Origin of the sequence: Siphonobacter sp. SORGH_AS_0500 (assembly GCF_031453245.1) — a bacterium.
GTDB lineage: Bacteria > Bacteroidota > Bacteroidia > Cytophagales > Spirosomataceae > Siphonobacter.
The window spans coordinates 4,157,125-4,184,120 of the sequence record NZ_JAVIYT010000001.1 but is presented as its reverse complement, the minus strand read 5'-3'; the positions used below and the strand labels follow the sequence as shown (position 1 = coordinate 4,184,120).

20 protein-coding genes are annotated in these 26,996 nt (G+C 45.9%); 12 read left to right on the top strand and 8 right to left on the bottom strand.

Going from position 1 to position 26,996, the window contains the following annotated elements; genetic code table 11:
* Window positions 1–127 precede the first annotated feature (127 nt).
* From QE357_RS17720 to QE357_RS17710, 3 genes are all read left to right on the top strand, one after another.
* On the top strand, window positions 128–2,686 hold the full coding sequence (locus tag QE357_RS17720) for a circularly permuted type 2 ATP-grasp protein (RefSeq protein WP_106637407.1): 2,559 nt from the start codon (window positions 128–130) through the stop codon (window positions 2,684–2,686).
* The gene (locus QE357_RS17715; protein ID WP_106637341.1) at window positions 2,676–3,572 is read left to right on the top strand and encodes a transglutaminase family protein; all 897 of its coding nucleotides are present in this window, start codon (window positions 2,676–2,678) and stop codon (window positions 3,570–3,572) included. The genes QE357_RS17720 and QE357_RS17715 overlap by 11 nt, the downstream gene beginning before the upstream one ends.
* A gap of 134 nt (window positions 3,573–3,706) precedes the next feature.
* Window positions 3,707–4,639, top strand: a complete 933-nt coding sequence (locus QE357_RS17710; RefSeq protein WP_106637342.1) for a homoserine kinase — start codon at window positions 3,707–3,709, stop codon at window positions 4,637–4,639.
* A gap of 169 nt (window positions 4,640–4,808) precedes the next feature.
* On the opposite strand, the gene QE357_RS17705 is transcribed toward QE357_RS17710, so the two are convergent.
* Window positions 4,809–5,828 (bottom strand): SDR family oxidoreductase, encoded by a 1,020-nt coding sequence (locus QE357_RS17705; protein WP_106637343.1) that lies wholly within the window; start codon window positions 5,826–5,828, stop codon window positions 4,809–4,811.
* Window positions 5,829–5,974: 146 nt separating this feature from the next.
* Between QE357_RS17705 and QE357_RS17700 the strand changes: the two genes are divergently transcribed.
* Complete coding sequence (locus QE357_RS17700) at window positions 5,975–6,784, top strand: TerC family protein (protein WP_309710264.1); 810 nt, start codon at window positions 5,975–5,977, stop codon at window positions 6,782–6,784.
* Here QE357_RS17700 and QE357_RS17695 read toward each other — a convergent pair.
* The gene (locus QE357_RS17695; protein ID WP_307141203.1) at window positions 6,771–6,953 is read right to left on the bottom strand and encodes a hypothetical protein; all 183 of its coding nucleotides are present in this window, start codon (window positions 6,951–6,953) and stop codon (window positions 6,771–6,773) included. The two genes, QE357_RS17700 and QE357_RS17695, sit on opposite strands and share 14 nt — an antisense overlap.
* 61 nt (window positions 6,954–7,014) lie before the next feature.
* Window positions 7,015–8,184, bottom strand: coding sequence for an MFS transporter (locus QE357_RS17690; RefSeq protein WP_307141202.1), 1,170 nt, complete (start codon window positions 8,182–8,184; stop codon window positions 7,015–7,017).
* Window positions 8,185–8,295: 111 nt separating this feature from the next.
* Between QE357_RS17690 and QE357_RS17685 the strand changes: the two genes are divergently transcribed.
* Together QE357_RS17685 and QE357_RS17680 are read left to right on the top strand one after the other, a co-directional pair.
* Window positions 8,296–9,504 (top strand): acetyl-CoA carboxylase biotin carboxylase subunit family protein, encoded by a 1,209-nt coding sequence (locus QE357_RS17685; RefSeq protein ID WP_106637346.1) that lies wholly within the window; start codon window positions 8,296–8,298, stop codon window positions 9,502–9,504.
* Window positions 9,505–9,724: 220 nt separating this feature from the next.
* Window positions 9,725–9,970 (top strand): hypothetical protein, encoded by a 246-nt coding sequence (locus QE357_RS17680; RefSeq protein ID WP_106637347.1) that lies wholly within the window; start codon window positions 9,725–9,727, stop codon window positions 9,968–9,970.
* 53 nt (window positions 9,971–10,023) lie between these two features.
* Here the strand turns inward: QE357_RS17680 and QE357_RS17675 are convergent, their stop codons facing one another.
* The 3 genes from QE357_RS17675 to QE357_RS17665 form a co-directional block, all read right to left on the bottom strand.
* Complete coding sequence (locus tag QE357_RS17675) at window positions 10,024–11,310, bottom strand: hemolysin family protein (RefSeq protein ID WP_106637348.1); 1,287 nt, start codon at window positions 11,308–11,310, stop codon at window positions 10,024–10,026.
* Between the two features lie 347 nt (window positions 11,311–11,657).
* The gene (locus tag QE357_RS17670) at window positions 11,658–14,636 is read right to left on the bottom strand and encodes an FAD-binding and (Fe-S)-binding domain-containing protein (protein WP_106637349.1); all 2,979 of its coding nucleotides are present in this window, start codon (window positions 14,634–14,636) and stop codon (window positions 11,658–11,660) included.
* A gap of 193 nt (window positions 14,637–14,829) precedes the next feature.
* Window positions 14,830–15,129, bottom strand: coding sequence for a hypothetical protein (locus QE357_RS17665; protein WP_309710250.1), 300 nt, complete (start codon window positions 15,127–15,129; stop codon window positions 14,830–14,832).
* Between the two features lie 135 nt (window positions 15,130–15,264).
* Between QE357_RS17665 and QE357_RS17660 the strand changes: the two genes are divergently transcribed.
* The 3 genes from QE357_RS17660 (at window position 15,265) to QE357_RS17650 (ending at window position 18,660) form a co-directional block, all read left to right on the top strand.
* On the top strand, window positions 15,265–16,731 hold the full coding sequence (locus QE357_RS17660) for a leucyl aminopeptidase family protein (protein WP_309710246.1): 1,467 nt from the start codon (window positions 15,265–15,267) through the stop codon (window positions 16,729–16,731).
* A 586-nt stretch (window positions 16,732–17,317) separates the two neighbouring features.
* Entirely contained in the window at window positions 17,318–17,824 is a 507-nt protein-coding gene (locus QE357_RS17655; protein WP_309704884.1) for a transposase, read from the top strand.
* A gap of 2 nt (window positions 17,825–17,826) precedes the next feature.
* Window positions 17,827–18,660 carry an IS3 family transposase gene (locus QE357_RS17650; RefSeq protein WP_309704883.1) on the top strand — a complete coding sequence of 278 codons (834 nt, stop codon included), beginning with the start codon at window positions 17,827–17,829 and terminating at the stop codon, window positions 18,658–18,660.
* A 353-nt stretch (window positions 18,661–19,013) separates the two neighbouring features.
* Here the strand turns inward: QE357_RS17650 and QE357_RS17645 are convergent, their stop codons facing one another.
* Entirely contained in the window at window positions 19,014–19,640 is a 627-nt protein-coding gene (locus QE357_RS17645; protein WP_106637352.1) for a DUF4230 domain-containing protein, read from the bottom strand.
* Between the two features lie 292 nt (window positions 19,641–19,932).
* On the opposite strand from QE357_RS17645, the gene QE357_RS17640 reads away from it, so the two are divergent.
* The 3 genes from QE357_RS17640 (at window position 19,933) to QE357_RS17630 (ending at window position 25,674) form a co-directional block, all read left to right on the top strand.
* Window positions 19,933–21,603: a sodium:solute symporter family transporter gene (locus tag QE357_RS17640; protein ID WP_106637353.1), complete on the top strand. Its 1,671-nt coding sequence runs from the start codon at window positions 19,933–19,935 to the stop codon at window positions 21,601–21,603.
* Window positions 21,604–21,782: 179 nt separating this feature from the next.
* Entirely contained in the window at window positions 21,783–23,606 is a 1,824-nt protein-coding gene (locus tag QE357_RS17635; protein WP_309710240.1) for a family 16 glycoside hydrolase, read from the top strand.
* Window positions 23,607–23,661: 55 nt separating this feature from the next.
* Window positions 23,662–25,674 (top strand): plastocyanin/azurin family copper-binding protein, encoded by a 2,013-nt coding sequence (locus tag QE357_RS17630; protein ID WP_309710237.1) that lies wholly within the window; start codon window positions 23,662–23,664, stop codon window positions 25,672–25,674.
* A 63-nt stretch (window positions 25,675–25,737) separates the two neighbouring features.
* Here the strand turns inward: QE357_RS17630 and QE357_RS17625 are convergent, their stop codons facing one another.
* Complete coding sequence (locus tag QE357_RS17625; RefSeq protein WP_106637356.1) at window positions 25,738–26,850, bottom strand: AI-2E family transporter; 1,113 nt, start codon at window positions 26,848–26,850, stop codon at window positions 25,738–25,740.
* Window positions 26,851–26,996: the final 146 nt, after the last annotated feature.

Genomic DNA, 26,996 nt, shown 5'->3' with positions numbered 1-26,996 from the left:
TCTATTTTTTTAGTCCTATTTTTGACTAAGCAAACTCACGGACATAGTAGAAATGAACTAGTGTATTTGGTAAAATGTGGGTAAAACTGGAGGAGAGGTTTCGACCTTACTCGCACAAGCAGAACGCATGGTAACAGAAACGATTCATTCTTTATTAGATTCTTACAAAAGCCAGATTAGTTCGTATGACGAGATTTTAGCTTCCGATGGAAGTATAAAACCTTACTGGAAAAATTTATTTATAGGACTGGAGAAAATAGGAAATTTAGAGTTAAAAAATAGGTTACAGGAAATCAAGAATAAAATCCGTGAAAACGGGGTTACCTATAATGTGTATCAGGAACCTAAAGGCTTAAATTCTCCCTGGAAATTAGATCCCATCCCTTTTTTAATTGAACAAAAAGAATGGGAATCTATTTCGAAAGGATTACAGCAACGGGCCGTATTACTGGATTTAATCTACCGTGATGCGTACGGAGATAAAAGACTCCTGAAAGAAGGGATTCTTCCTCCCGAACTGGTGTTTGAAAATACCGGCTTTTTTCGCCCTTGTCTGGACGTAAAGCTTCCCACCGAAAATCAGTTAATGACTTACGCTGCCGACATGGCTCGGGGGCCGGATGGCCGGATGTGGGTGCTGGATAATCGTACGCAGGCTCCTTCGGGGTCGGGTTATACACTCGAAAATCGGGTAATCATCAGTAAGATCATGCCTGAGTTGGCGGAGGATGTCTACATCAGCCGATTATCACCTTTTTTCACGCAGGCTCAGCAGTCCATGTTTAAAGTGTTCAGAGAAAAATCAGAACATTTAAACATCGTTTATCTGACGGCAGGTCCCAATAATGAAACGTATTTCGAGCAGGCGTATCTTGCCTCTTACCTGGGCTATACGCTGGTTCAGGGAGATGATTTAATTGTCAAGAATGGCTATGTCTGGTTGAAATCCATTGAAGGCTTACAACGGGTGGATGTCATTATTCGCCGGATTGATGATGAGTGGTGCGACCCACTGGAATTGCGTTCAGGTTCGCGTTTGGGAGTAGCCGGATTATTGCAGGTCATGCGGAATGGAAACGTACTGGTGATTAACCCTCCGGGGACCAGTATGCTGGAGAACTCCGCTTTAAATGCTTTTTTACCTTCCATTTCCCGGCACTTTTTAGGGGAGGAATTAATTCTACCTTCGGTAGCTACCTGGTGGTGTGGTCAGGAAAAAGAACGGGCGTATGTACTGGAGCATTTGCATGAATTAATTATTAAAAAAGCGAATCGGAAACAAGTATTTAGATCGGTATACGGAAGGCAGTTAACGCACCAGCAATTGCAGGAATTGAAACAACAAATCCTGCAAAACCCAACGGAATACGTAGCTCAGCAGGAAACAAGTTTTTCAACTACTCCGGCCTTCGTTGAGGATCATATCGAACCTCGTTATGCCGCTATTCGGGCCTTTCTCACGGCCACGCCCACGGGGTATCAGGTTATGCAGGGAGGGCTGACCCGAAGTTCACCTATCAAGGATAAATTCACCTTTTCCAATCAATACGGAGGCTTATCAAAAGATACCTGGATCATTTCGGATGAAGCAGAGGTGATTCGCGAGCGTATCAAGTTACCAGGTTTACTATCTCAGAAAGCTCAGTCTTCGCTGCCTAGCCGAAGTGCCGAAAATCTCTATTGGACGGCTCGTTACGCCGAGCGGACTATGGTAGCCAGTAGCTTTTTAATCATTACCCTTAATGCTCTGAATTTTCAGCGAAATTTTGGCAGTACGAATAAGACCGAACATATCGAAATTCTTCTGAAAACCGTTTCGCGGTTGATTCGAATGGAAAATGGATTTACGGACGAAAATAAAGAAGCGTTTGAAAATCCATATCCCTTGATTTATGAAAGTATTGCAAACGATAATCAACGGGGTACGATAACGTCGAGCATACAGTCTTATATGAAAGCCATTATAGCCGTTCGTGATCGCTGGAATCAGGTAACGTGGCGAACCGTTGATAACATTGAAAACATCAATCAGCGATTAAAAAACATTCATACTCGTCAAAATCCAAACGATATTCAGAACGCGTTGAATACGTTGCAGAATAACCTGTTTACCTTCTACGGACTTGTTAACGAAACGCTTCCTCGAAATCACGGTTATTACCTGTTTGAAGTAGGAAAACTGGTCGAACGTATTCTTTCGAAAGTAACCATTCTTCGTTCTATTTTCAGTACGAAGACGGAACAGTTTGTAGAGACGGAATTGATGGAGGCGGCTTTAATGAGTCACTTTGCCTTAGTGAATTATCGATTAGCGTATAAGTCAAATTTTGAGATGGAATACGTACTGGATATGCTATTATTAGATCAGCAGGTACCGACTTCTTTATCTTATTTATTAAAAGCTCTAAACGAAGCTCTTAGCAAATTACCTCAAAATTCAGAACGATTGAATGAAGCTCAAAAAGCAATTTTACAGGCTTCTACACAGTTACAATTAGTAGATGTTAATGAACTGAATAAGGTTATAGAAGCGGATAAACCGTATTTAAAATTAGATCAGATGCTTTTGGATATTTATGGCCATGTAAGCACCGTTTCCAACTTCATTGCGAATCTATATTTTAAACATACGTTCACGCAGCATTCAATTACAGATACTTTAATGGATGTAGATAATGATTTATAAGCTCATTCATAAAACGCAGTATAATTATACGGGTGATGTCAATAGTTATCACGGTATCGCCTGCGTTATGCCCAAGACGTTTCCTAAGCAGAAGGTTACTAATTTTTCGCTGATTATTAGTCCGATGCCGGATGAAATTAATCAGCGAATGGATTATTTTGGTAATACATTACATCACTTTTCAATTCATAAACCACACCAGCAACTGAGCGTATTAGCCACTAGTTTAGTGGAAACCCGCTCTACAATTATTACGGATTTATTCATGACGAATCGCCAGGTTCGGGAGCAAATTCAGCGGAATCTGGTGGTGAAGAATGAAGTGCTGGAATATACCCTGCCAAGTCCCTACGTGCAGTGGGATGCCGAAATCAGGGATTATGCTTCGGAATGTTTTCGTGAGGATCAGTCATTTTATCAAAGTGCCCGGGAGCTGTGTCATAAAATTTACACGGATTTTAAATATGTTTCGGGCTTCACGACGATTCATACGCCTTTGAAGACTGCTTTTCACGAACGCAAAGGCGTTTGCCAGGATTTTTCTCACCTGGCTATTGCCTGTTTTCGGAGCTTGGGCTTTGCGGCTCGTTACGTAAGTGGGTATCTGGAAACCAAACCGCCACCGGGTAAAGTTAAGTTGCAGGGGTCCGATGCTACCCATGCCTGGGTTTCGGTGTATGCTCCGGGTATTGGCTGGTGTGACTTTGATCCGACCAATGATCTGGTTCCGCAGGAACGGCACATTACCACGGCCTGGGGGCGGGACTTTGGGGATGTTTCCCCGCTTAAAGGTATTCTTTTTAGCGGCGGCAAGCATACCATTAAAGTTGGAGTGGATGTCATTCCGGTTACTTCGGACGAAAAGCAACTTTTGAATACCTTCTAGGGATGGTTTAAAATTCAGGATAAGCGTTTTTTAGACGGTATCCATCAAACTCATTTTGTACATTTGTCGGAAGTTCTCACCCTCACGTATTGAGGCGACTTTCGCAGAGAAAGGCCTTTAGTTCTATTCTTTTCATGGAATCCATCAAAGTTTTCGCTCCGGCGACCGTAGCCAATGTAGCTTGCGGATTTGACATATTTGGTTTTGCCGTCGATAATCCCGGCGACGAAATTATTCTTCGTAAAAAAGCTACTCCTGGTTTGGAGATAGTGAAAATTGAAGGTGATCAAGGGCGTTTGTCGCTTAATCCTGAAAAAAATACGGCCTGTATTTCGATGCTGGCTTACATGAAACACCTCAATGCCAATCAGGGGGTTAGTATTGAGTTACGTAAAAAAATGCCCCTGGGCAGCGGTCTGGGCTCTTCGGCGGCGAGTTCGGTGGCCGGTGTTTTTGCTTTGAACGAACTGATGGGTCGCCCTATGGAGCAAATTGACTTGTTGCCTTTTGCGATGGAAGGCGAGCGTTTTGCCAGTGGTACTCCCCACGCCGATAACGTAGCTCCGAGTTTGTTAGGTGGTTTTATTGCCATTCGTAGTTACGAGCCTAAACTGGATGTGATTAAAGTAGATACCCCAGCCGAACTTTTTGCGACGATTGTCCACCCACAAATTGAGGTGAATACCCGGGATGCCCGTAACATTCTTCGCAAGGAAACTTCGCTTAAAAATACGATTACTCAAATGGGTAATGTGGCTGGTTTAGTGGCTGGCTTGATGAAAGGTGACTACGGTCTGATTTCCCGCAGCTTGGTAGATGTTATCATTGAGCCCGTTCGCTCCATTTTGATTCCCGGATTTAATGAAGTGAAAGCCGCGGCTATCGAAGCAGGTGCTTTAGGTTGCAGTATTTCAGGAGCGGGTCCTTCGATGTTTGCTTTAAGTAAAGATCGGGATTCGGCTAAGAAAGTGGGAGAGGCCATGCAACGGGCCTTTGCCAGTGTAGACATTGCCAGTGAAATTTACGTATCCAGCATCAACCAAAATGGTCCGGTGGTGATTGGTTAAATTTTTACTATACTTGAAAAAAGGATCGCCAGATTTTAAGTTCTGGCGACCCTTTTTTATTGAAGAACTTTCCGAAAATGAGTCGGATGATAACTCAACTATAGTAAGCTAACTACCCAGACGCGATAAATCGGCGTCTCTACGAAGGTAATTCAAAACAGTAAACGAACTAGATTTCGTTATTCTGAATCGCCGCTTCGTTGGTTGGTTTTGAGAAGCCGTTGTACGTAAGCTTTGATTCGACTTCGTAGCCTTTTTTTCGGGGATTCATGGCTTCAGGGACGGCATCGGGTAACAGACGATTCAGCAGGCTGAACAGATCTGTCGATAATTCCGGGAATCGATGGTCCAGGAATGACAGCACTTTTGCAGGCCAGCTAATGGTAACTTCGGCTCGGCCCTGTTTTAGGCCTTCAATAATTTGCTCCGCCGCATATTCAGCACTAACACTTAATACTGGGAGCGAATCAGCAATTTTAAACCAGGCGTATTCTTTGTGGTGTTTGCCCTTAATGATGGCGTTTCGAGGGCTTCCCGTTCGCATCAGTCCGGGGTAAACGGTGGTAACGTGAATACCCTGACTCAGTAACTCGGCCCGAAGCCCTTTGGAAAGGCCGCTTAAGGCGAATTTACTGGCTGAATAAGGCAACAGATGAGGAATGGCTACTTTTCCGCCAATCGAAGAAATGTTAACGATACGTCCTTCTCCACGACCTTGCATATGAGGTAAGACCGCCCGAATGGCGTGTAGTGGACCGAAAAAGTGAGTTTCCATCGCTTCATCATATTCCTGAAGCGACATATTATCGATGGGTCCTACCTGAATAACGCCAGCGTTATTAATCAATGCATCAATTCGACCGTAGTAATCGAGCGTTTGCTCGATCATTTCCTCTACTTCTTCCGGGTTTGTCATATCACAGGCCAGGGTAATTACCTCAGCCCCCAGATCGGCAATGTATTCTTCGGCTCGACGGAGCTCATCCAAATCGCGAGCGACCAGTACGAGCTTCGCTTTTTGACGTGCCAGTTGGCGGGCTAAAACTAATCCCAGACCCCGTGAACCTCCCGTAATGACGAAAACTTTATTCTGAACTTCGAAGCGACGGCTGGAACGAACCATTTGTCGAATGGCCCAAACGACGCTTACTCCGATAGCGAGAGAAATAAAACGAGAGCTGCGTGCCATAGTATTTTCAAGATTGGTTTGTTTTACATTTAATCAAAAATCCATTCCAAACCGCTTATTCACCTTCGATCCTATTCCGGGTGGTGGAACGGCAGTTTTAATCCAGATTTAAGCTTTCATTATTATCAATTTATCCACAAGAGATCATGGACTTTCCCAATTTGGCCGATCCCGCAGTACTCATAAGCTTATTAACGCTTTCGTTTCTGGAAATTGTTTTGGGGGTGGATAACATCATCTTCATCTCCATCATCGTTGGGAAGCTCGAAAAGGCCCAGCAGAAACAGGCCCGAACCATTGGTTTACTACTTGCGATGGTGTTTCGGATTGTTTTGCTTTTCGGGATTACCTCGCTATTACGGCTGACGACGCCTTTGTTCGAAATACCCTTTTTACACGAACACAACTCTGAGGAGCTGGTAGGTATTAGCTGGAAAGATTTGATTTTGCTGGCAGGAGGGTTATTTCTGGTGGCGAAGAGTACGCTGGAAATTCACCACAAATTAGAAGCGTCTTCTGACGAAGCTAGTGGTGCAAAGCCCAAATATTCTAAACTCAGTGCGATTATCGTACAGATTGTACTCGTGGATGCGGTCTTCTCCATCGACAGTATCCTGACCGCCGTTGGACTGGTTGAGAACGTCTGGATTATGGTTATGGCCGTTGTCGTTTCCATGGCAATTATGCTGGCCTTCTCGGGTGTTATTGCCGATTTTATCAACCGGAACCCAACGCTTCAGATTCTGGCTCTGTCTTTCCTGATTGCTATTGGAATTATGCTCGTCGCTGAATCCTTCCACCAGGAAGTGAATAAGGCCTATCTCTACGTAGCAATGGCCTTCTCGCTAATTGTCGAACTGATTAACATGCGAATGCGGAAGAATACGGAAATGGTGAAACTCAATTCCGACCGCATGCCGTTTGAAGATCGCGAAGAACCGCTTAAGCCGCAGTGAGGCTATATTTTCGGCGAAGGGGATTAATCAGAAATTTCTTTTGAGCCGTAAAACTGTCTGGATGCATTTGTTCGAATAACTGTTTCCATTCTTCAAAACGCTCAGGTTCTGCTTGCTGGAAGGCCTGAGCGTTTATTTTTTTCTGGGTAAGGTAGGCTTCAAAAGTCATTGGCGTTTAGCGTTTAAAGTTGCGAGTCTAGCGTTTTGTGTAGTAGCTTCTATTCTTTTTCTCAACGTTGCAAGGCTGGGGATTTTCGGAAGGCCATGTAAATCCAGGCTCCGAAGGTAATAATTGCCGCTATCAGGAAATTGACAAAGTAGCTGTTTCGTAAGTTATTATGTAACCAGCCTGAGGTTAAGGCCCCAATGCCGATGCCTACTTCCAAAGCAATGTACGTCGTAGCCACGGCTCTGCCCCGATGAAGTGGATTGGAAAGATCGACCGTCCAGGCTTGCAGGGCGGGAATGTTAAGTCCCCAGGGAATACCAAACAGAATCGCCATCGCTAACACCATGTAAATAGTAGAGGCAAAAGCCAGCCCAGCCATCGCTGCTACCTGAATCAACACTGAAATCCGTAACACGGCTACCCGTCCGTAGCGGTCGGAAGCTTTGCCCGCTACCAATCGGATCAGTAAGGATGAAACGGTGTAGGTCATGAAAAACAGCCCCTTGTTGTAAATTCCCACGGATAAGGATAAATCCGGGCCAATGGTTAAAATCAGTCCCGTAGCATAACTAACCAAAAGCGTTACCAAAGCCGGAGCCAATACTTTGGGGTCAAAAATTTCGTGTTTTTTAATAAGTAATAATCGCGGAGAAAACCGATGCCGGTGTTGAAGCGTTTCCTTCAGATTAGCCAGAATACCAATCGATAAAAAGGCAAAAAGTGATGAAACGTAAAACATGGTATCGATGGAAAAGGCAGCCGTTAGCCAACTGCCCAGTGGAGGACCGGAAGACATGCCAATACTGGCCGAGATTCCCAGCATACTCAGAGCTTCGCCGCGGCGGTCTTCGGGCATAACGTCGGCAACGTAAGCGGAAGTAGCGGTAGGCTTAAATCCCGTTGAAAAACCATGAAATAACCGCAGTAATAAAAAAGCATAAACGCTGCTCATGAAGGGATACAGCAGTCCGCAAACAAAACAAACCAGCGAGCCGAAAGCCATGATAGGCACGCGGCCAATGGTATCCGTAAGTTTTCCTGAAAAGGGTCTGGAGATGCCGGCTGTCAGCGTGAAGAGACTAATAACCAGACCAACGTATTCCCGACCTCCGAGGGCAGACAAGTACCCCGGCAGTTCGGGAATCATCATGTTAAAGCTGGCCGTGAAGAGGAAATTACTGGCACAGAGAAGCCAGAATTGAAAACTATAAATACTGCGGCTGGAATCCATCCCGCAAAAGTAATAGATTGCCAATGGCCCGGAAGAATTGTTTTTGATTTGGCCGCGAATCCGCCCGGGAAGTTCTATCTTCAGAAACCGTTAGACCAAAACCAGCTCTCTATGTCGCTCTCTTTTTTGTGCATTGCTACTTACTTCAAGGGAAATGAATTTTTGAAATCCTGCAAAGAAGCGGGAAATCAAGTGTATTTATTAACCGAAAAAAAACTGGAACATAAGCCTTGGGTTCGGGAATTCATCGATGAAATTTTTTTCGTAGAAACACCCGAAAATGGAGTCTTAAATCTGGAAGAATTAGTGAAAGGTCTGGCTCATACCATGCGAAGCAGGAAGATCGACCGCATTGTAGCTCTGGATGATTTTGATGTAGAGAAAGGGGCTTTTCTAAGAGAAACATTCAGGATTCCGGGCATGGGCCAAACCACCGCTCGTTACTTCCGTGATAAACTGGCCATGCGGATGAAAGCCGCCGAAGCGGGCCTGCGAATTCCAGCGTTTACGGCTTTATTTAATGACGTAGAAGTAACCGCTTTTGCTGATTCAGTAACGTATCCCGTCGTCATAAAACCTCGGGGCGAAGCATCGACTTCGGGGATCAAAAAAGTGTATAATCGGCACGAACTCTGGGAGGCTGTCCATGCGTTAGGCGAGCGGCGGCATGAATATCTGGCCGAGCAGTTTAAACCCGGTCATGTATATCATGTGGATGCTTTAACGTATCAGGGAAAAGTGATTTTCAACTGGGCGAGTCAATACCTCGACACGCCCATGGAGGTAGCTCACGGCGGGGGCATTTTTCGCTCGGTAACGGTTCCTTTCGATTCGCCGGAGTCGAAGGCTTTGCTGGCGTTTAATGAAGAATTGTTACAGGCATTTGGGCTGGAATATTCCGCCAGTCACAGCGAGTTTATTCACTGCCACGAAGACGGACAGTATTACTTTCTGGAGACGGCTTCACGGGTGGGCGGGGCTCATTTAGCAGAGATGGTAGAGGCCGCCAGCGGCATTAATCTCTGGCGGGAATGGGCCCGGATGGAAACAGCAGTTGCTGGAAAGTTAACCTATACTTTACCTGAAATCCAACCTAACTATTCGGGTATAGTGATCTCCCTCATCAATCAGGCTCGCCCGGATTTAAGCAGCTATGACCGACCCGAAGTCTATTGGAAAATGGATGAAGAGTATCATATTGGATTAATAGTGAATGACCTAAGTCGGGAGAAAGTCTTGGCTATTTTAGAAGAATATACGTTAAAAATATACCATGAGTTACATGCCTCAGCACCCCTCCGGGATAAACCTACTCATTGATAGTTAATGACTACTTAACTGTTAGGCTGCAAGCATACTAAACATCGGCTATTTACTGCACCTCATCGGGTAAAATTTGAAATTCGTGTAAAATGCTCCGCTGGCTTTTTTAAAAGTTGTTGATTTGCAAATATTTCTTCCCGATGATATCCAGAAAGTAGTGTGCACACACTTATTAGTGATGATTTATTTCCAATCTACAGCCCTAACAGTTATGAAAATGTCAAGTTCATTAAACCCTTCTGCTAAGCCTGCCAATGCCTTCTTTTTTGACGGAAATTTATGGTTTGGACTTGTTGATTCACAAGAGCGTTTAGTAGAATTACAATCATACTATCCTACGAAGAAATATTTACAGGCTCGCCTGTTTACGAATGAGGGCGATGCGTATCCTTGTTTTGGCTTTAATGGAGACGGTATTTCTCTGGAAGTGTTTCTTACTCAACAGGAAATGGCTATTGGGTAAATAAGGTTGATTGCCAAAAAAGAGGCCGTTCCACTGGAACGGCCTCTTTTTTATTACTCATCAAGATCGGTTAATTCCGAAACCAGTACTTTATCAATGCGTTGGCCGTCCATGTCGATTACCTCAAACATGAGGTTACTCCAACGGAAGTGCTCGCCTTCCACTGGAATTCGACGGAGATGGTGAAGAATAAAGCCAGCTACGGTAGAATAGTCTTCTTCCAGAAAATCACGGATGTCCCGGCGACCCATGCGGGTTAGAAAGTCAATAAAGGGCATTTGAGCTTCCACCAGGAAAGAGCCGTCTTCCCGTTTGACGAAGGTAAAATCAATCACCTCCGCATCGGGCATGTGGCCTACAATGGCTTCAAAAATATCATTAACTGTGACCATGCCCTGCAATACGCCGTATTCATCCACAATAAACCCGTGATGAACTTTAGATTTTCTGAATTCATCCAGTACCTGATACGCCGAAATGTTTTCGGGGAGGAAGACAGGCTTATGAATCAGGCTTTTAAGCGGTGTGCCGGGTGAGGCCAGATATAGATCTTTAACGGTGATAACGCCTATCATTTTGTCGAGAGACTTATCACCGACCGGGTACACCGAATGACGTTCCTGCTTGATTTTCTGCTGTACCTGTTCTACCGTATCGTTGATATCGATCCAGGCCAGATCACTGCGGTGCGTCATGAGCGAAACAATGTGCCGATCACTAACATTAAAAACGTTCTCAACGATTTCCTGCTCAATTACGTCAATCGTGCCCTGTTCCAGTCCTTCATTGACGATGGCTTTGATTTCTTCTTCTGTAACCATGCTGTCATCGCCCCGGCGAATGCCTAAAACTTTAACAATCAGATTAGTAGAAATAGAAAGTAACCAGATAAAAGGGTACGTCACGCGGGAAAGCAGCGACATAGGCAGAGCCAGGGTCTTGGATATACTTTCAGCTCGGGTCAGGCCAATGCGTTTCGGAACCAGCTCACCGATTACTAAAGTGATGTATGTAATGAAAACCAGTAATAAAACCCGGGAAATGGTATTTGCATAAGGGGCGATAATCGTAAACTGACGAAGCCATTCGGTGAGGTTACCTTCCAGTTTTTCCCCGGAATAAATACCCGTCAGAATACCGATAAGGGTAATCCCAATCTGTACGGTTGAAAGAAAAGTATCGGGTGCTTCGGCGAGTTGGAGGGCCTGACGGGCTCGGGTATCGCCTCGTTCGGCGTCATTTTTAAGACGTATTTTTCGGGCCGAAACTAAAGCAATTTCAGCCATTGAAAAAATACCGTTAACAACAATCAGGAGTAATAAGATAAGTAGTTCGGTCATGGACGAGCCGGGAAGTTCAGACCAAATATCCGCTAAAAAACATTGCCAACAGCAATTATTTTCATGAACGACTTTCTGATAGGACAGTTTGTCAAATAACTAGGTAAAAGGGGAGATACCCGGAGCTCGGTGCAAATACCTTAATGCTGCCAGCAAATTGCTGGCAGGCATTCTTAAGGACTCCTTTTTGGCGGTAAAGGAGGGCAAACAGTATCGGAATGATGTGAAGTACTTATCTCAATGAATATAAAACCTTAGGGAATTAATAATGTTTTTATTTGCTTAAATAATAAATGAAGTTATTCTTAAGTGTTTGTTTATCAATTGATTGTAGTTAGATAAAGTGATTATTTATATTCGTTACTAATAAAAGCTTCCCAAAGAATTTCGGCGGGATGTTGAGCTATTCTACCCGTTCCATCTTTAATCTGATGTCGACAGCTAGTGCCGGGAGCGGCAATGGTTACGTCATCAGGCTGTTTCCGAACGGTAGGGAATAAGACCAGTTCACCAATCTGCATGGAAACTTCATAATGTTTGGCTTCATACCCAAAACTACCTGCCATGCCGCAGCAACCTGAAGGAATCAGATGAACTTCGTATTGGCTTGGTAATGAGAGAATTTTCTTTGTGTGGGTTAAGCTGGACAAGGCCTTCTGATGGCAATGCCCGTGCAGTTTGATGAGCCGTTTTTCGTACGTAAACTGATCGGATTTAATGTTTTTTTTGTCTACTTCCTGAGCCAGAAACTCATCGAAAATGAAAGCCCGTTCGGCAATTAGCTTCGCCTGTTCTTTTAATTCCGCAGGCACTAGTTCTAAATACTCATCGCGAAGTGTCAAAATGGCCGAAGGCTCCAGTCCAACGATGGGGGGGCCGTCTTTGATCGCTTCGGTTAATAATTCAACGTTTTTAATGGCAATTTTACGAGCTTCTTTCACCATACCTTTAGACAGGTAAGTGCGGCCAGACTCAACGTGGTAAGGAATCTCGACCTTATAGCCCAAGCCACTTAGTAACAGAATGGCTTTTTTGCCGACTTCAACGTCATTATAGTTGGTAAATTCATCACAGAAGAAAAGAATCCGTTTGAATTTAACCCGTCCCGTCGAATTCAGACGGAATTCGTGCTGGGCAAACCACTGCCGTAGGGTTTGCTGGGCAATGAGCGGCATGGAGCGTTCAGGAGCAAAACCCATCACTTTTTTGAGTATCGAAGACGGGAATTTGCTCGTCATGGCCCAGTTATACAGACGCGGCATACGACTACCCATGCGGGACAATCGGGTAAAGTTACCGATCATTTTAGACCGGAACGGAACGCCGTGAGCATCGTAATAATGCTGCTGAAATTCAGCCTTTAGCTTGGCAACATCAACGCTACTGGGGCATTCGGACTTACAGCCTTTACAACTCAGACATAAATCCATTACATCCTTAATTTCCGGATGATCGAATGGATTCTTTTGGGTTGAATTCGTCAGAAATTCCCGAAGAATATTCGCCCGGGCCCGGGTAGTATCGTGTTCGCTGCGGGTAGCCATGAAGCTGGGGCACATGGTTCCGCCGCTTAATTCCGTTTTACGGCAATCGCCAGAACCCGAACATTTTTCAGTTAAGCGAAGGATGTTTTCCTGCTTGCTGAAATCAAAATAAGTATTGATTTTTCGAACGGGTTTGTCAGCTTCATACCGAAGAAACTGGTTCATCGGCGGGGTATCGACAATCTTACCAGCGTTGAAAACACCATGAGGGTCAAAGAGTTGCTTGACTTCGCGGAAGAGGGCATACACTTCCTGACCCATCATTTGCGGAATAAACTCGCCGCGTAATCGTCCGTCCCCGTGTTCCCCCGAAAGCGAGCCCCGGTATTTCTTCACCAGTTCAACGGTTTCCGCTAAAACCTGACGAAATAACTGCTGCCCCTGGGAGGTTTTCAGGTTAATCATGGGCTCCACGTGCAGTTCTCCGGCTCCCGCGTGGGCGTAATAACTGGCGTGGATGTTATGCCGACGAAGCATCTCTTCGAGCTCGGCAATATAATGGGGTAACTCCTCGGGAGCTACGGCACAATCTTCAATCAGGTTGACGGGTTGCGTGTCGCCGGGCAGGTTACGAATCAGGCCCAATCCTCCTTTTCGTACTTCCCAGACCTGTTTGGTTTTTTCACCAAAAATGACCGGAGCGGCAAAGCCAATTTGCTGATTTCTCAGGCTCGTCACAAACTGATCTACCTGTTGCTGAAGATCCTGTGGTGTTTCGGCCATGAATTCAACCATCAGAATAGCCGCCGGATCGCCTTCAATAAAAAAGCGATTTTTACTCTGCTCGGGGTTATCCTTCGTGAAATCCAGAATGTACTTATCCACCAGTTCCGAAGACATCGGTTGGTACTTCAAAGCAACCAAATTGGCCTGAAGCGATTCCTGAATGGATCGGCAATGCACGCAAACTACGGCTACTTCGCTGGGAGGTAAAGGGATGAGGTTAAGCTTTAACTCCGTGGCCAGAGCCAGTGTCCCTTCAGAACCGGCGAGTAAATGGCATAAGTTAAAGTCAGCTCCCCCGGCGGTAAAGGGCTCGTTCTCAAGTAAAGAATCGAGTGCGTAGCCCGTATTGCGACGGGTAAGCGATTTTTTAGGAAAACGATCTCTGATCTGCTGTTGATTCGTGGGGTCGGACAGGAGCGTATGAAGCCCCTGATAAATCGAGGTCTCCAGCGAATGCTCCTCAGCTTCCCGCTTCAAGTCATAACGCCAGGGAGAAAGGGCCTTGAATTCTGCTTCCGAACCATCGGCCAGGAATACTTTCGCGGAAAGCAGATGGTCGCGGGTGCTGCCCCAAACCATACTATGCAGACCGCAGGAGTTATTGCCCACCATGCCGCCAATCATGGCCCGGTTGGCCGTAGACGTTTCGGGCCCGAACATGAGCCCGTAGGGAGCGAGGGCTTTATTTAAATCATCACGAATAACGCCGGGTTGTACACGTACCCAGCGAGCTTCGGCATTGATTTCCAGAATTTCCGTGAAGTATTTGGATAAATCAACCACAATTCCCGAGCCAACCACCTGCCCGGCTAGTGAAGTGCCAGCGGTTCGCGGAATTAGGGTAACCCGATGATTACGAGCAAAGGTCAGTAGATTCTTTACATCCGTAATCGACTTTGGGATGGCGACGGCCAGTGGTTTTTCGCGGTAAACGGAAGCATCGGTAGCATATAGAATTCGCTGAGCTTCGTGCTCTGTCGAATTCGTATAATACAGTTCCCCTTCAAAGGCTACTCGCAGTGCATCGAAACTGGAAGCCGTAATCGTATCAGACATGTTACTTTACCCAACACAAGGCATGCACGGTAAACGATGTGTATGCCAATCAATAAATCTACAAATTTCAAAGACTGTCTTAACCGGATACGGTGGGAGTTAATTTATAAACAAAGTTAATGCACTTCGGGAATTGACGGGCGGATGCTAAAGTAAAATCTGAAAATTTCAATGGTTCGTGCAGGTAGACCCCTTAGGAGAGGAGGGATAAATGGTGATGAACCAGACTTTCCCATTCTTTGTCAAGACTGCCAGAAGGCATCGATGCTGCTGCCCGACGATACCAGTAACCCGCGTTCCACTGATCGCCTTCTTTCCGATGTAGATAGGCGTGGATGCGGTCGTAGGCAGGGGTTCCTTCGGCAGACTGGGCAATCTCATGGGCTGATTCCCAGTCGTCTTTACCGTCATGCCATAAAGCTGTTAGTAAAGGGGATAGGCCAGCAGGGGGTGTGTCGAGCGAAAGACTTTGCTGAAAAGCTTCGTAAGTCATGGTTGATTTTTTAATAAGTCATGAGTACTAGCGAAACTGATTTTGTCGATCAGACTTCAAATGAGCTTCACAAAATATGCATACCTTAGATTTAAATAGCAGTCAAAACTAATGAAACTGTAAACGATTTTGAAAATGAATTTTCTGGCGGTTTCCCAATTCTCTGCGGATACGCAAACCATTATTTATCCGGTACGAAAAGAAGAACTGGCTTCTCAACTGGCGGTTATTGCCGAACAGACGGCCTTACCCCTGGCAGTGCTTGAAACAGAGGTAAAAGCTGAAAAAGCGGAGATTACTACTTTTTTTTCGGGCGAAAAGCGAATCTATGTGCTGGGCTTGGGCTCGGAGGCTAACTCCCATCACCTCATCAAAGCCTTCCGAACGCTGATTTTCAAGCATAAAACAAAAGTAGGTTCGCAAATCGGTATTTCGTTGCAGAACCGGCCCGCCGACTGGACGGAATTCGTTGTTAACGGAATCATCTTAGGGACTTACGATTTTGGCCTCTACAAGTCTGATCCTAAAACGCCAGTTGCCTTATTCGAACAAGGAACGGTTGAGCTGTTAAGTGCCGAGGTCAACCCTGAACTGATTGAAAAAGGCAAGAGCATCGCCGAAACGCAGTTGCAATTATTCACGCTGTTGAATGCTCCCTCCAATTTCAAAACGCCACAAACGCTGGCAAGCTGGGCCATGCATTCGGGCGAGAAATATGGGTATAAAGTTCGGGTTTTTGATTCCGGTGAATGTCATTCCCTGGGCCTGTTTGCCCTGCTGGCCGTAGGACAGGGAAGCAAAAGCGAACCTGAGTTTATCGTCATGGAGTACAAAGGCGAAGGAGCAACCCAAAAGGTGGGACTGGTGGGCAAAGGAGTAACCTTCGACACGGGCGGCATTTCCATCAAGCCCTCCGAAAACATGCACCTGATGAAATCCGACATGGGCGGAGCGGCGGCGGTATTAGGAGCGGTGGAAGTAGCGGCCAAACTGAAGTTACCCATTCACCTGATCGGGATCGTCCCGACTACCGAAAACAGCGTGGATGGCGAAAGCATGAAGCCCGGCGATGTGATCCAGTCCTACGCTGGGAAAACCATTGAAGTAACTGACACTGATGCGGAAGGCCGCCTGATTCTGGCCGATGGCTTAACTTATGCCGTTAGAAACTTCAAGCCTGACGTATTAATTGATCTGGCAACTTTAACGGGAAGTATCATTCGAACGCTGGGGTATCACGCCGCCGGATTATTTACCACGAGCGATCTCTTGGGTAAAAAACTCAAGCGGGCGGGAGAACGCACGGGTGAGCGGCTTTGGCGATTACCCATGTGGGAAGATTACGCCGATCACCTGAAGTCAGACATTGCCGATGTTCGGAATTTTTCGGGCGTGCCGCATTCTCAGGCCATAGCGGCTGCTAAATTTTTAGAGTTATTCGTTGAAAACCATACCGCCTGGGCTCATTTAGACATTGCCGGTACGGCTTATGGCGATATGGATCTGGCACCCCAGCGGGCCGGTACGGCTTATGGAGTTCGTCTGTTAACGGAATTTCTGACGCAGTTAATCAATGACAAAAGTCAGTCTTCGATCTGGTAATAAGCATTCCTTTAAAGACGCTTTCCGTCGACCTTTGCAGAGCATTTCTTAAGGTTGTGCTGGAACATTCGACTTAGGGTCTCAAAGCTGAATGTACCGTGTCTCTCAACCGGGCAACTCGTTTTATTAACGATACAAGTAAACAAAAACGCCAGTCTGTCTCAGGCTGGCGTTTTTTTTGAATGTTTGAATGTTTGAATGTTTGAATGTTTTTGCTTTCAGGGATTGATGTTGGGGTAGAGGCGGTTTTGGTTACTCCCGCTGTGGCTGGTGTCTTCACCAGCCATTAACAGTGGTTGGTGAGGACACCAACCATAGCAGATGATTGCCAATCCGCATAAGTATAGCAATCAATCATTTCAAGTAGAGCCGCGATTTTATTGCATCTGGTTAGAAGCGGTTTGGGGTACTTCCACCCTGGCTGGTGTCTTCACCAGCCATTAACAGTAGTTAGTGAGGACACTAACCAGGGCGGATGCTTCTGAATAAGGGGCGATTTTTAACACCCCTACGTTACTTTCATCTCCCAGCTAGAGGCGATGAAGTGGATTGCCCCCGAAAAGTTAGACATTAACTGAAAGGAGCAATGCAAAAGAAAAAGAAGTATAGTTATGCCTTTAAGAAAGCAGCGGTGGAAGCGGCCAAGTCGAGTAAAGCATCGATTCACGCCCTAGCCCGAGCTTACGGTATTCACGAGTCCATGCTACGACGATGGATCGATGGGTATGAAGCCTTTGGGCCATCGGCTCTGGCATGCGTTTCGCATCAACATCGCTATTCCGAATCGATCAAAACTGCCGCCGTTGCCGCTTTTCTGACTCAAGACTTATCTTTGCGGGAAGTTTGTTTGACTTTTTCTCTTCGCTCGACTAGTGTGCTTCGGGGTTGGATTAACAGGGCCCTGGCAAATTACCCCCAGCAGAGCGATGAGCTTAACGATTTCCCCCCTATGGCTTCATCCCAATCGAGTCGAGTGCCCGCCAGTGAATACGAGCGAGTCGTTGAGGAGAATAAACGACTGCAGGCGGAGGTGGCTTACCTAAAAAAGTTACGAGCCTTGATTCAGGCCCAGAAAAAAGGCAAAAAGCCCTGATTGTGCATGAATTAAGGCCTGATTATGATCTATCGCTGCTACTAAGGGCCGCTCAGCTCGCCCGCAGTACGTACTACTATCAACTCAAAAGCAGGGATAGGTTAGGCAAGTATGCTCCCCATAAACAGCGGCTGAGCCAGCTTTATCAGCAACATCAGGGACGCTATGGCTACCGACGCCTGACCTCTGTTCTACGGGCAGAAGGCTATACGCTCAATCATAAAACGGTGTTCAAACTCTTGGGAGAGTTGCAGCTCAGAAGCCGGATTCGCCTCAAAAAATACCGGTCCTATCGGGGAGAAAAGGCTCCCACCACTCCCAACCTACTGAATCGGGAGTTTACAGCAGAAAAGCCTTTTGCCAAGTGGGTGACCGATGTCACCGAGTTCAAAGTGGGTGCTCAAAAACTGTATTTATCCCCCATACTAGATCTTTACAATGGTGAGATTGTCAGTTATGATCTCTCGGAGCGAGCCAATTTTAAACAGGTAAGTCGGATGCTGGAAGAGGCCTTAGCTAAATTGCCTGCTCCTACGAGGCTCTTGTTACACTCGGACCAGGGCTGGCAATATCAGATGAAACCCTATCAGAGAAGACTGAAAAAGCAGGGTCTGATCCAAAGTATGTCCAGAAAGGGGAATTGTCTGGATAATGCGGTGATGGAAAATTTTTTTGGTACGCTTAAAAGTGAGTTATTTTACCTTAACAGTTATGAATGTATCCAGGCTTTAGAAAAAGACATCAGGCAGTACATTCACTATTACAATCACCAGCGAATCCGTTTGAACCTACAGGGTATGAGTCCCGTAGACTTCCGCATCAACGCTGGCTTTTAAAACAACCGTCCAACTTCTTGGGGCTAGTCCAAAGTCGCGTCTCTACGATAAAAATAGAATCTAAATGTCTGTTTGTCTGGGTTAGAAACGTGAATGAACATGAAGTATTAACCATACTTTTCATCGCGTATCTACCGTAATGAGTCAGCCATTTATAAAGACTGATAAAAGTCATTTTCTTCAGGGAAAGGATAACCCAATTTTGTAGTAAACATGGACAGATGAAGCAGTTGTAGAAACACGCCCCGGGTTTCTATCTACCAACTGTCAGGAGTGAAGTAGGCCGTCGAAAGACCCTTTGACTCATCTGAATCATTGCGTAACAAGTGGATTAATAGAAAAGCCGTTCTGTTTCAGAGCGGCTTTTTTAACGCCAGGGCTACTTCAGTACTAATCTGATCCTGACCTGAAAACTCAATGGTCCAGCCGGAAGTAATCGCCAACTGGCTCAGTAATAACTTCACCTGCTTTTCAGCTACAGCAGGCAACTCTGATGCCACCGCTTTATTATGAATCACCTGCTTGGCATCCGAGAAAAGCTTGGTGTATTCGTCTTTATTAAAGCGGTTGAACATGCCCTGATCGATGTCATAAATGGTATAATCCGAGTCAATGCTCAGAATTTCAGGTTCGGGTAATGATTCCACGCGAATGTGACGTTGGCCTTCTACCCAATGCATCCGCACCTTCATGAAATCATATCCCACCAACACCTTCGCTCGGGTTACGATTAATGCCTTTTTAGACCCCGCCTTCAAACCCATGAATAAATCCCGGCGGTCATTGTAATCGTGAATTTCTGAGAAATGCCCTTCTGCCAGCACAACCTTGAAAACTTTCTCAATCCGTTCGAGTAATACAGCCGATTCCGAACGAAGCATCTTATCCTGATTCCGGCGGGACTTTCCAAACACAAAAGCAATTCCAAAACCCGCAACGGCTCCTAACAAACCGATCCAGAAAAGCGATAGAAAATCCATAAAGACAGGGGTTGATGGTTGAAGTAAAAATACAATAGAACCGTTAGGGTAACTGCCTGTAAACTTGTCGTAATGCTGGTTTCGCTGATGATACCCTGAAAGGGATTCTTTTGTTTAATGATTGAGTAGCCTTCCACTACCGGTTTTAGTACAAAACATTGGTAAATACCGCTAATCCTACCTATTAATTTGATTATTCCGCGAAAACTATATTACTATTATCGGATATAAGCGGAAAACCCTTATTTTTCGAAGAATTTTTGTGTTAGGAATTCATATAAACTTACAACTAATGCCAGCTAAACAGCTAGATACGCTTGATTACATAGTCTTCCTGGTCTATTTTCTCATTGTTGCCGGTTATGGGTATTACATCTACAAAAAGAAACAGTCGGCTACCATGTCGACAACCGACTTCTTTTTAGCGGAAGGTTCATTAACCTGGTGGGCCATCGGGTCTTCTTTAATTGCCTCCAACATCTCTGCCGAGCAGTTCATTGGAGCTTCCGGTGATGGTTTTGCCATGGGGCTTGCCATTGCGACGTACGAATGGATGGCTGCGGCTACGCTGATTGTCGTAGCGGTCTTTTTTATGCCGATTTACCTAAAAAACCGCATCTTCACGATGCCCCAGTTTTTGACACAGCGGTATAACAACACCGTTTCCATGATTATGGCCATTTTCTGGCTGTTTCTCTACGTGTTGGTTAACCTGACTTCTATTCTCTTTTTGGGTGCATTAGCGGTTTCTACCATCTCGGGGCTGAACTTCACGGCCTGTATGTTTGGGCTGGCCATTTTCGCCATTATCATTACCATCGGTGGAATGAAGGTTATTGGTTTTACCGACGTAATTCAGGTTTTCTTCCTGATCATGGGTGGTTTAGCAACGACGTATCTGGCAATTAATCTGGTATCTACTGAAAATGGAACGCAGGGGTTAGTGGAAGGCTTCGATTTGATGTTAACCAAATCGGCGGATCACTTCCACATGATTTTCCCGAAAAATCACCCGCATTATGCTTCCTTACCCGGCCTGACCGTATTATTCGGAGGCATGTGGATTGTAAACCTGAACTACTGGGGTTGTAACCAATACATTACGCAACGAGCGTTAGGGGCTGATTTAAAAACCGCTCGTGAAGGAATTCTTTTCGCGGCGTTTCTGAAACTCCTCATGCCTTTGATCGTGGTATTACCCGGTATTGCGGCGTACACGCTGTATCAGCAGGGTTTATTCCAGCAGGAAATGCTCGACGCAACGGGCGAGGTGAATAAAGACCATGCGTATCCGGTGTTATTGAACCTATTACCGACGGGTCTGAAAGGCTTATCTTTTGCTGCGTTAACGGCGGCGGTAGTAGCCTCGCTGGCGGGTAAAGCCAACTCCATTTCAACGATTTTTACCCTTGATATTTATCGTAAATACATCGCTCCCGAAGCTTCCGAGCAAAAATTGGTAAACATTGGTCGGATCACCATCGTGGTGGCGATGATTATGGCCATCTTCATTTCTCCTTATATGGGGATCGATAAAAAAGGGGGATTCCAGTTTATTCAGGAAATGACGGGTCTGGTATCTCCGGGGGTGTTTGCCGCCTTTATCCTAGGTTTCTTCTGGAAAAAAACAAACTCAGCCGGAGCCTTATTTGCCATCGTAGGGGGCTTCCTGCTGTCTCTGTTCTTCAAGTATCAGTTACCTGAGTTGGTGAATCTCGAATTCCTGGCTCCGACGGGATTTGCGGTACAAAACGCAGAAGGCCTCTATGTGATTCCGTTCCTCGATACCATGGGCTTCGTCTTCCTGATTTGCGTGGCGGTCATGATTGTACTAGGCTTACAAAAACCAAGTAATAAAGGTCTGGAAGTAGACGCGGCCATGTTTAAGGTAAATCCAACTTTCGCGGTTGGAGCCGGTGCTATCCTGGTTTTAGTAGTGATTCTTTACACTATTTTCTGGTAGAAAACGAAAGCGTATTCCTTTTGATAAAACATTAATAATGCTCTTTCATGAATTCAAAAACACCCCGGTCTGTAAGGGCTGGGGTGTTTTGTGTTTAATTGACAATTAATTTGTGGGTTGGATGAGTATGTGAGGATTATTTTAGCATCTTGTTATAAAAATAGACAAACCAAAGTACAATGACACCTCTAATAAAACCCAAGACGACACTGCAATGGTTGTTGGGGTTAAGTTTGGGCTGGACGAGTTTATCCGCACAAACGACTTTGCCCTTAACCGACGTGTCGGCTTTTAAAAATCCTTCCAAAACCTGGGCTATCGTTGGGAATGTAAGTGGTTCCCCCAAAGAGACTTCTCTGAAAACCCAAAAAGGCACGGGAGTATTGGTGGCCATACCCGGAAAACAGGCCGGAGCCGCCGATCAACTGGTTACTCAACTGGAACACGGCGATGTAAAAGTATCGCTCGATTTTATGCTTCCTCAAGGTTCTAATTCGGGTATTTACCTGATGGGACGTTATGAAATCCAGTTATTCGATAGCTGGGGCGTGCAAAGACCCAAGCCTTCCGACTGTGGAGGTATCTACGAACGTTGGGATGAAAATCGCAAGCCACAAGGATACGAAGGCCATGCTCCCCGACAGAATGCAGCGAAAGCCCCCGGCCTCTGGCAACATCTGGACATTGAATTTGAAGCTCCGAAATTTGATGCTTCGGGTAAGAAAACGGCCAATGCCCGTTTTGTGAAAGTAGTACTGAACGGAACTACTATTCACGAAAATATTCAGTTATCGGGCCCTACGCGTGGTCCTCTTTTGGCTGAAGAAAAAGCCCGAGGTCCGTTGGTTTTTCAGGGCGATCATGGAGCAGTAGCTTTTCGTAATATTTCCATTGAAACACTTGATAAAGCTCCGGTGAAACTGGGACCCGTGCAGTATGCTTTTTATACGGGCAGGTTTAATACCATTCCTAAACTGGATACCCTAAAAGCAAAGCCTGTTCGGACGGGAACGGTCGAGAAACTCAGCAGTACGCTGGCCGATGGGAGGTCAGATTTTCTAATCGTCTTCAATGGGACGTTACAAGTTCCCGAAACCGATCAGTACGAATTCATCCTACAATGGATGGAAATGGGTCAGTTGATGATTGACGGAAAAACGATTTTCGATGGAATGCTTTCCTTTGATAAGCCCCGTACAATTTCTGTCCCCTTAACCGCTGGCGAACATAAATTTACACTGCTGCATTCTAAAACGATGTCCTGGTTACCCAAGGTAATTGGTATCTACGTACAACGCAAAGGGGCTCATCGTCAGGAGTTACATGGCTTTGGCTCCGTGCCCGATACTGATCCGGTACCGGTTATCGCCGTTACACCCAAAGATCAGGTGGAGCAGATTCGCTCCTTTGTCTATGAGCCGGGTTATAACGAAGGCGATGGTCATAAAAAACTACGGGTATTACACATCGGTGATCCACAGGGCATTCATTACAGCTATGATTTGGATCAGGCTACGGTATTAACAAGCTGGCGGGGTGATTTCATAAACATGAGCGACGCCTGGCACGAACGCGGCGAAGCCCAAACGAGCGAAGCTTTAGGAGCCGCCCTATTATCCCTCTGGGGGACAGCTCCTGTGGGTACCACCGGCTCAACCACACCTGATTCTACCGCTGGATTGACCTATAAAGGTTACTTGCTGGACAATTTGGGACATCCTACCTTCCAGTATCAACTATCAGGTAGTGAGTTTATGGATTCCATTCTCCCCTATGAAAATGGTCGCGGCTTAAGCCGGACAGTTTCGCTGAAAAATGGAAACAACCTCGAATACCGATTGGCTAAGGGTAAGTCTATTACCTTGTTACAAAAAGGTTTATACCTCGTGGACGGACAGTACTATGTGCAAACTCCGGCTAAAGCTCAGGTAGTAACTAATAATGGCGGGCAAGAACTGCGAGTATCGAACAGCCCTTCAGTTAGCTACGATGTCATTTGGTAAATGCTTCCAGGTCAGAGCAAAAGATCCCGCAGGTTTACCTCTATCAAACAATACGATGAAGAAAATTTTTCGATCCTTAACGATAGCTTTTTCGCTGGCGACAACGGGCCTATGGGCTCAAACGCCAGCGACCGAAAATGATTATTACCAGTTACGAACGCTACCCATTCCGCAGGATGCCATTCTGGAAGTAGGGGGAATGACCGTATTACCCGATGGACGTCTGGCGGTTTGTACGCGTCGGGGTGAAATCTGGTTGATTGAGAACCCGTATCAGCAGAAGGGAACTGCTCCGTACTTCAAACGTTTCGCTCAGGGTTTGCACGAACCTCTGGGACTAACCTTCCGCAATGGTTCGTTTTATACCTCCAACCGGGGGGAGTTAACCAAGATTACGGACGAAGACGGCGACGGTCGGGCGGATCATTACGAAGCCGTGACGCAGTTACCCATCGTCGGTAATTACCACGAATACAGTTATGGCCCGCTGTTCGATCCTAACGGCGACATGCTCGTGACGCTGAACGTGGGTTGGGTGGGTTACGGAGCCAGCCTTACCAAATGGCGGGGCTGGTTGGTGAAAGTGTCTCCTGATGGAAAAATTGAACCCATTTCAGCCGGATTACGCTCCCCGTCGAGTTACATGTATAATTCGTCAGGAGATCTGTTTTATTCCGAAAACCAGGGTGACTGGGTCGCTTCAGGCAAAGTTTCCCAACTGAAAAAAGGAAGTTTTAACGGTCACGGCGAAAGTCTGAAATGGACGAGTGACCCGGCTTCACCACTGAAACTAACCAAGGAGCAGTTACCTGATACGGGCGAACCCGTGGCGACGGCGGGGGAGAAGATTCCGCATTACCAGTATCCGGCCTGCTGGTTTCCGCACGTGTTGATGGGCATTTCCACTTCCGATATTATTGAAGACACAAAGGGTAACCTCGGCCCTCATTTCAAAGGCCAATACTTCGTCGGCGATCAGGGACACTCCAAAGTGATGCGGATGTACCTGGAAAAAGTGGATGGGGAGTATCAGGGAGCCTGTTTCCCTTTCCGTGAAGGCTGGGCCTCAGGGTTACTGCGTTTGCAATGGGGATTAGATGGTTCGTTAATTGGCGGCATGACCAGTCGCGGCTGGTCTTCAACGGGTAAAGCTCCGTACGCAATCCAGCGGTTAATCTGGTCGGGAAAAACGCCTTTTGAAATGCAGGAGATCCATTCCAAACCCGATGGTTTTGAGATTGTGTTTACCAAACCCGTTGATCCTGAAACGGCGGCTAATCCGGCGAACTACAAAATTTCGAGCTTTACGTACAAGTACCATCACCTCTACGGAAGCCCCATTATCAATGCGGAAGAAAGCAAAATCAAAGGCATCAAGGTAGCAGCCGATGGGCTTTCGGCCCGAGTGGTGCTGGAAGGAGCTTTCCGTAAACATTACATCTACGAGATCAAACCCGAAGGCGTCAAGTCAGCCGATCAGGAGTCGGTTCTGCATCCGGTAGGCTATTATACGCTGAATGCAGTAGCTAAGGGGGATTTGGTAACGGCTTCTCAATTTACGCCTTTCAAGGCTACGGCTGCGGTGCATCATCACGAAATGGCTGAAGCAAAAGCTGAAACTACGAAACCTGGAAAAACGGCAACGAAAGCCAGTTCAGCCAAGCGGGTAACAGAAATGCCTGCCAGTTGGTCCGCTCCCGATCAGGTCATTACGGTGGGAACCAAACCCGGACTGAAATTTGATGTTTCTGAAGTACAGGTACAGGCCGGAGCGAAGATCAAGTTTATCTTCAATAATAACGATGACATGACGCATAACTGCGTAATCGTAGCTCCCGGAGCGGTAGATGAAGTAGGAATGAAGGCTATCAACCTGGGCTTGAAAGGGCCTGATTTACAGTATGTGCCCGCTTCACCCAAAGTGTTGTTTCACACAAACTTGCTACAACCCGAATCCACGGAAACGATTTACTTTACGGCCCCGTCACAGCCCGGCGATTATACCTTCGTGTGTACCTATCCCGGTCATCACACGGTTATGCAGGGTAAACTGAAAGTAGTTAAGTAAAGGCTTGTTCATACGAAGGTCATTAACGAAAAAGAGGAAGCGAAATCGTTCGCTTCCTCTTTTTCATTCCTGTTCTTCCAGGGTAATATTTTTGGTGATTTTATAGACTCGTCTTTTTCGGTAAGGGGTTTCTTCTTCACCCATCAGCCGGCCCCAGGGTTTAAGCTCTTCCACCCGGTCGAAGATGATTTTCATAATCGCCAGATACGGAATGCAGAGGAACATACCGGAAATCCCCCAAAGCATTTCGCCGATGATGATGCCTAAAAAGGCAATGAGCGGATTGATTTTTACTTTGGAACCTACCACCAGCGGCATAATGATATTTCCATCCACGGCATGCACGGCGATGTAAACAATCAGTACCAGCACTACTTTCCCCAAACCAGCAGTGGCGAAGGTAATGAGCGTACTTAATAACAAAGCGGTGAAAATACCCAGGTAAGGAACCACATTGAAGACGCCCGTAATCACGCCCAGTAGTACCGCATATTTAACGCCGAGAAGCGATAAGACAGTAATGAAAAGGGCCGTGACAATCACCATTTGAATGAAAAGCCCAGAGATGTATTTTTTGATAATCGACTGAACCTGAGAAGAAATATCAATGACTTTCGCTTCGTGTTTTTCGTCAAAAACTGAGGTTAAGAACGTGAACAGGATGCGACGGTAATTGAGTAAAAAGAAAGTGAAAAGCAGCGTAAAACCCAGAAAAAGTAAAGTAGAAGAAAGCGTAGCCAACGTTGTAGCGACGACTACCGCACTGGTAGATAAAGCCTTTTCTGCACTTTCATTTAAGTACGTTAATTGTTTCTTAGAGTCAACATTAAACGTGGTGGTAATCCAGTCCTGTAAGTTATGAATGGAAAGGGCTACCTGCTTTTCCAGCAAGGGCCAGTCCGCCCACAAAGCACTGAGTTGATTACCAATGAAATACATAATTCCCGATACTACGATAATCATGAGCACCACGCAGATAATGGTACTCATGCTGCGTTTCAACCTCAGTCGATGTTCGAGAAAATTGGCAGCTGGCAAGAGCACCAGGGCCATTAAAAATGAAAAGAGCAGAGGTGCCAGCAGCGAATGCCCCAGAATAGCCAGGTATCCTAAGCTGATGAGTACTACCAGCACGAAGGCTAATTTCTGGATGAAAGGCAATTGGGTAGTTTTCATGGGGTGTTGATTTGAGGTAAGTACTCGATCAGGTAGATTTTTGTTCGAGATTAGGGAGAAAATAAATGGATTTTAATTTAAGCTACCTGTTAAGAAGAAATCGGGGTAGCAAAAAATCCTTTTTCAGTAAACTATGTATATTTAAA

Excerpts from the sequence above, each read along its gene's own strand:
- QE357_RS17655 (WP_309704884.1), top strand. The coding sequence starts at position 17,318 with ATGCAAAAGAAAAAGAAGTATAGTTATGCCTTTAAGAAAGCAGCGGTG.
- QE357_RS17625 (WP_106637356.1), bottom strand. The coding sequence starts at position 26,850 with ATGAAAACTACCCAATTGCCTTTCATCCAGAAATTAGCCTTCGTGCTG.
- QE357_RS17700 (WP_309710264.1), top strand. The coding sequence starts at position 5,975 with ATGGACTTTCCCAATTTGGCCGATCCCGCAGTACTCATAAGCTTATTA.
- QE357_RS17680 (WP_106637347.1), top strand. The coding sequence starts at position 9,725 with ATGTCAAGTTCATTAAACCCTTCTGCTAAGCCTGCCAATGCCTTCTTT.
- QE357_RS17635 (WP_309710240.1), top strand. The coding sequence starts at position 21,783 with ATGACACCTCTAATAAAACCCAAGACGACACTGCAATGGTTGTTGGGG.
- QE357_RS17715 (WP_106637341.1), top strand. The coding sequence starts at position 2,676 with ATGATTTATAAGCTCATTCATAAAACGCAGTATAATTATACGGGTGAT.
- QE357_RS17675 (WP_106637348.1), bottom strand. The coding sequence starts at position 11,310 with ATGACCGAACTACTTATCTTATTACTCCTGATTGTTGTTAACGGTATT.
- QE357_RS17705 (WP_106637343.1), bottom strand. The coding sequence starts at position 5,828 with ATGGCACGCAGCTCTCGTTTTATTTCTCTCGCTATCGGAGTAAGCGTC.
- QE357_RS17660 (WP_309710246.1), top strand. The coding sequence starts at position 15,265 with ATGAATTTTCTGGCGGTTTCCCAATTCTCTGCGGATACGCAAACCATT.
- QE357_RS17695 (WP_307141203.1), bottom strand. The coding sequence starts at position 6,953 with ATGACTTTTGAAGCCTACCTTACCCAGAAAAAAATAAACGCTCAGGCC.
- QE357_RS17640 (WP_106637353.1), top strand. The coding sequence starts at position 19,933 with ATGCCAGCTAAACAGCTAGATACGCTTGATTACATAGTCTTCCTGGTC.
- QE357_RS17710 (WP_106637342.1), top strand. The coding sequence starts at position 3,707 with ATGGAATCCATCAAAGTTTTCGCTCCGGCGACCGTAGCCAATGTAGCT.
- QE357_RS17665 (WP_309710250.1), bottom strand. The coding sequence starts at position 15,129 with ATGACTTACGAAGCTTTTCAGCAAAGTCTTTCGCTCGACACACCCCCT.
- QE357_RS17720 (WP_106637407.1), top strand. The coding sequence starts at position 128 with ATGGTAACAGAAACGATTCATTCTTTATTAGATTCTTACAAAAGCCAG.
- QE357_RS17645 (WP_106637352.1), bottom strand. The coding sequence starts at position 19,640 with ATGGATTTTCTATCGCTTTTCTGGATCGGTTTGTTAGGAGCCGTTGCG.
- QE357_RS17690 (WP_307141202.1), bottom strand. The coding sequence starts at position 8,184 with ATGGATTCCAGCCGCAGTATTTATAGTTTTCAATTCTGGCTTCTCTGT.
- QE357_RS17630 (WP_309710237.1), top strand. The coding sequence starts at position 23,662 with ATGAAGAAAATTTTTCGATCCTTAACGATAGCTTTTTCGCTGGCGACA.
- QE357_RS17670 (WP_106637349.1), bottom strand. The coding sequence starts at position 14,636 with ATGTCTGATACGATTACGGCTTCCAGTTTCGATGCACTGCGAGTAGCC.
- QE357_RS17685 (WP_106637346.1), top strand. The coding sequence starts at position 8,296 with ATGTCGCTCTCTTTTTTGTGCATTGCTACTTACTTCAAGGGAAATGAA.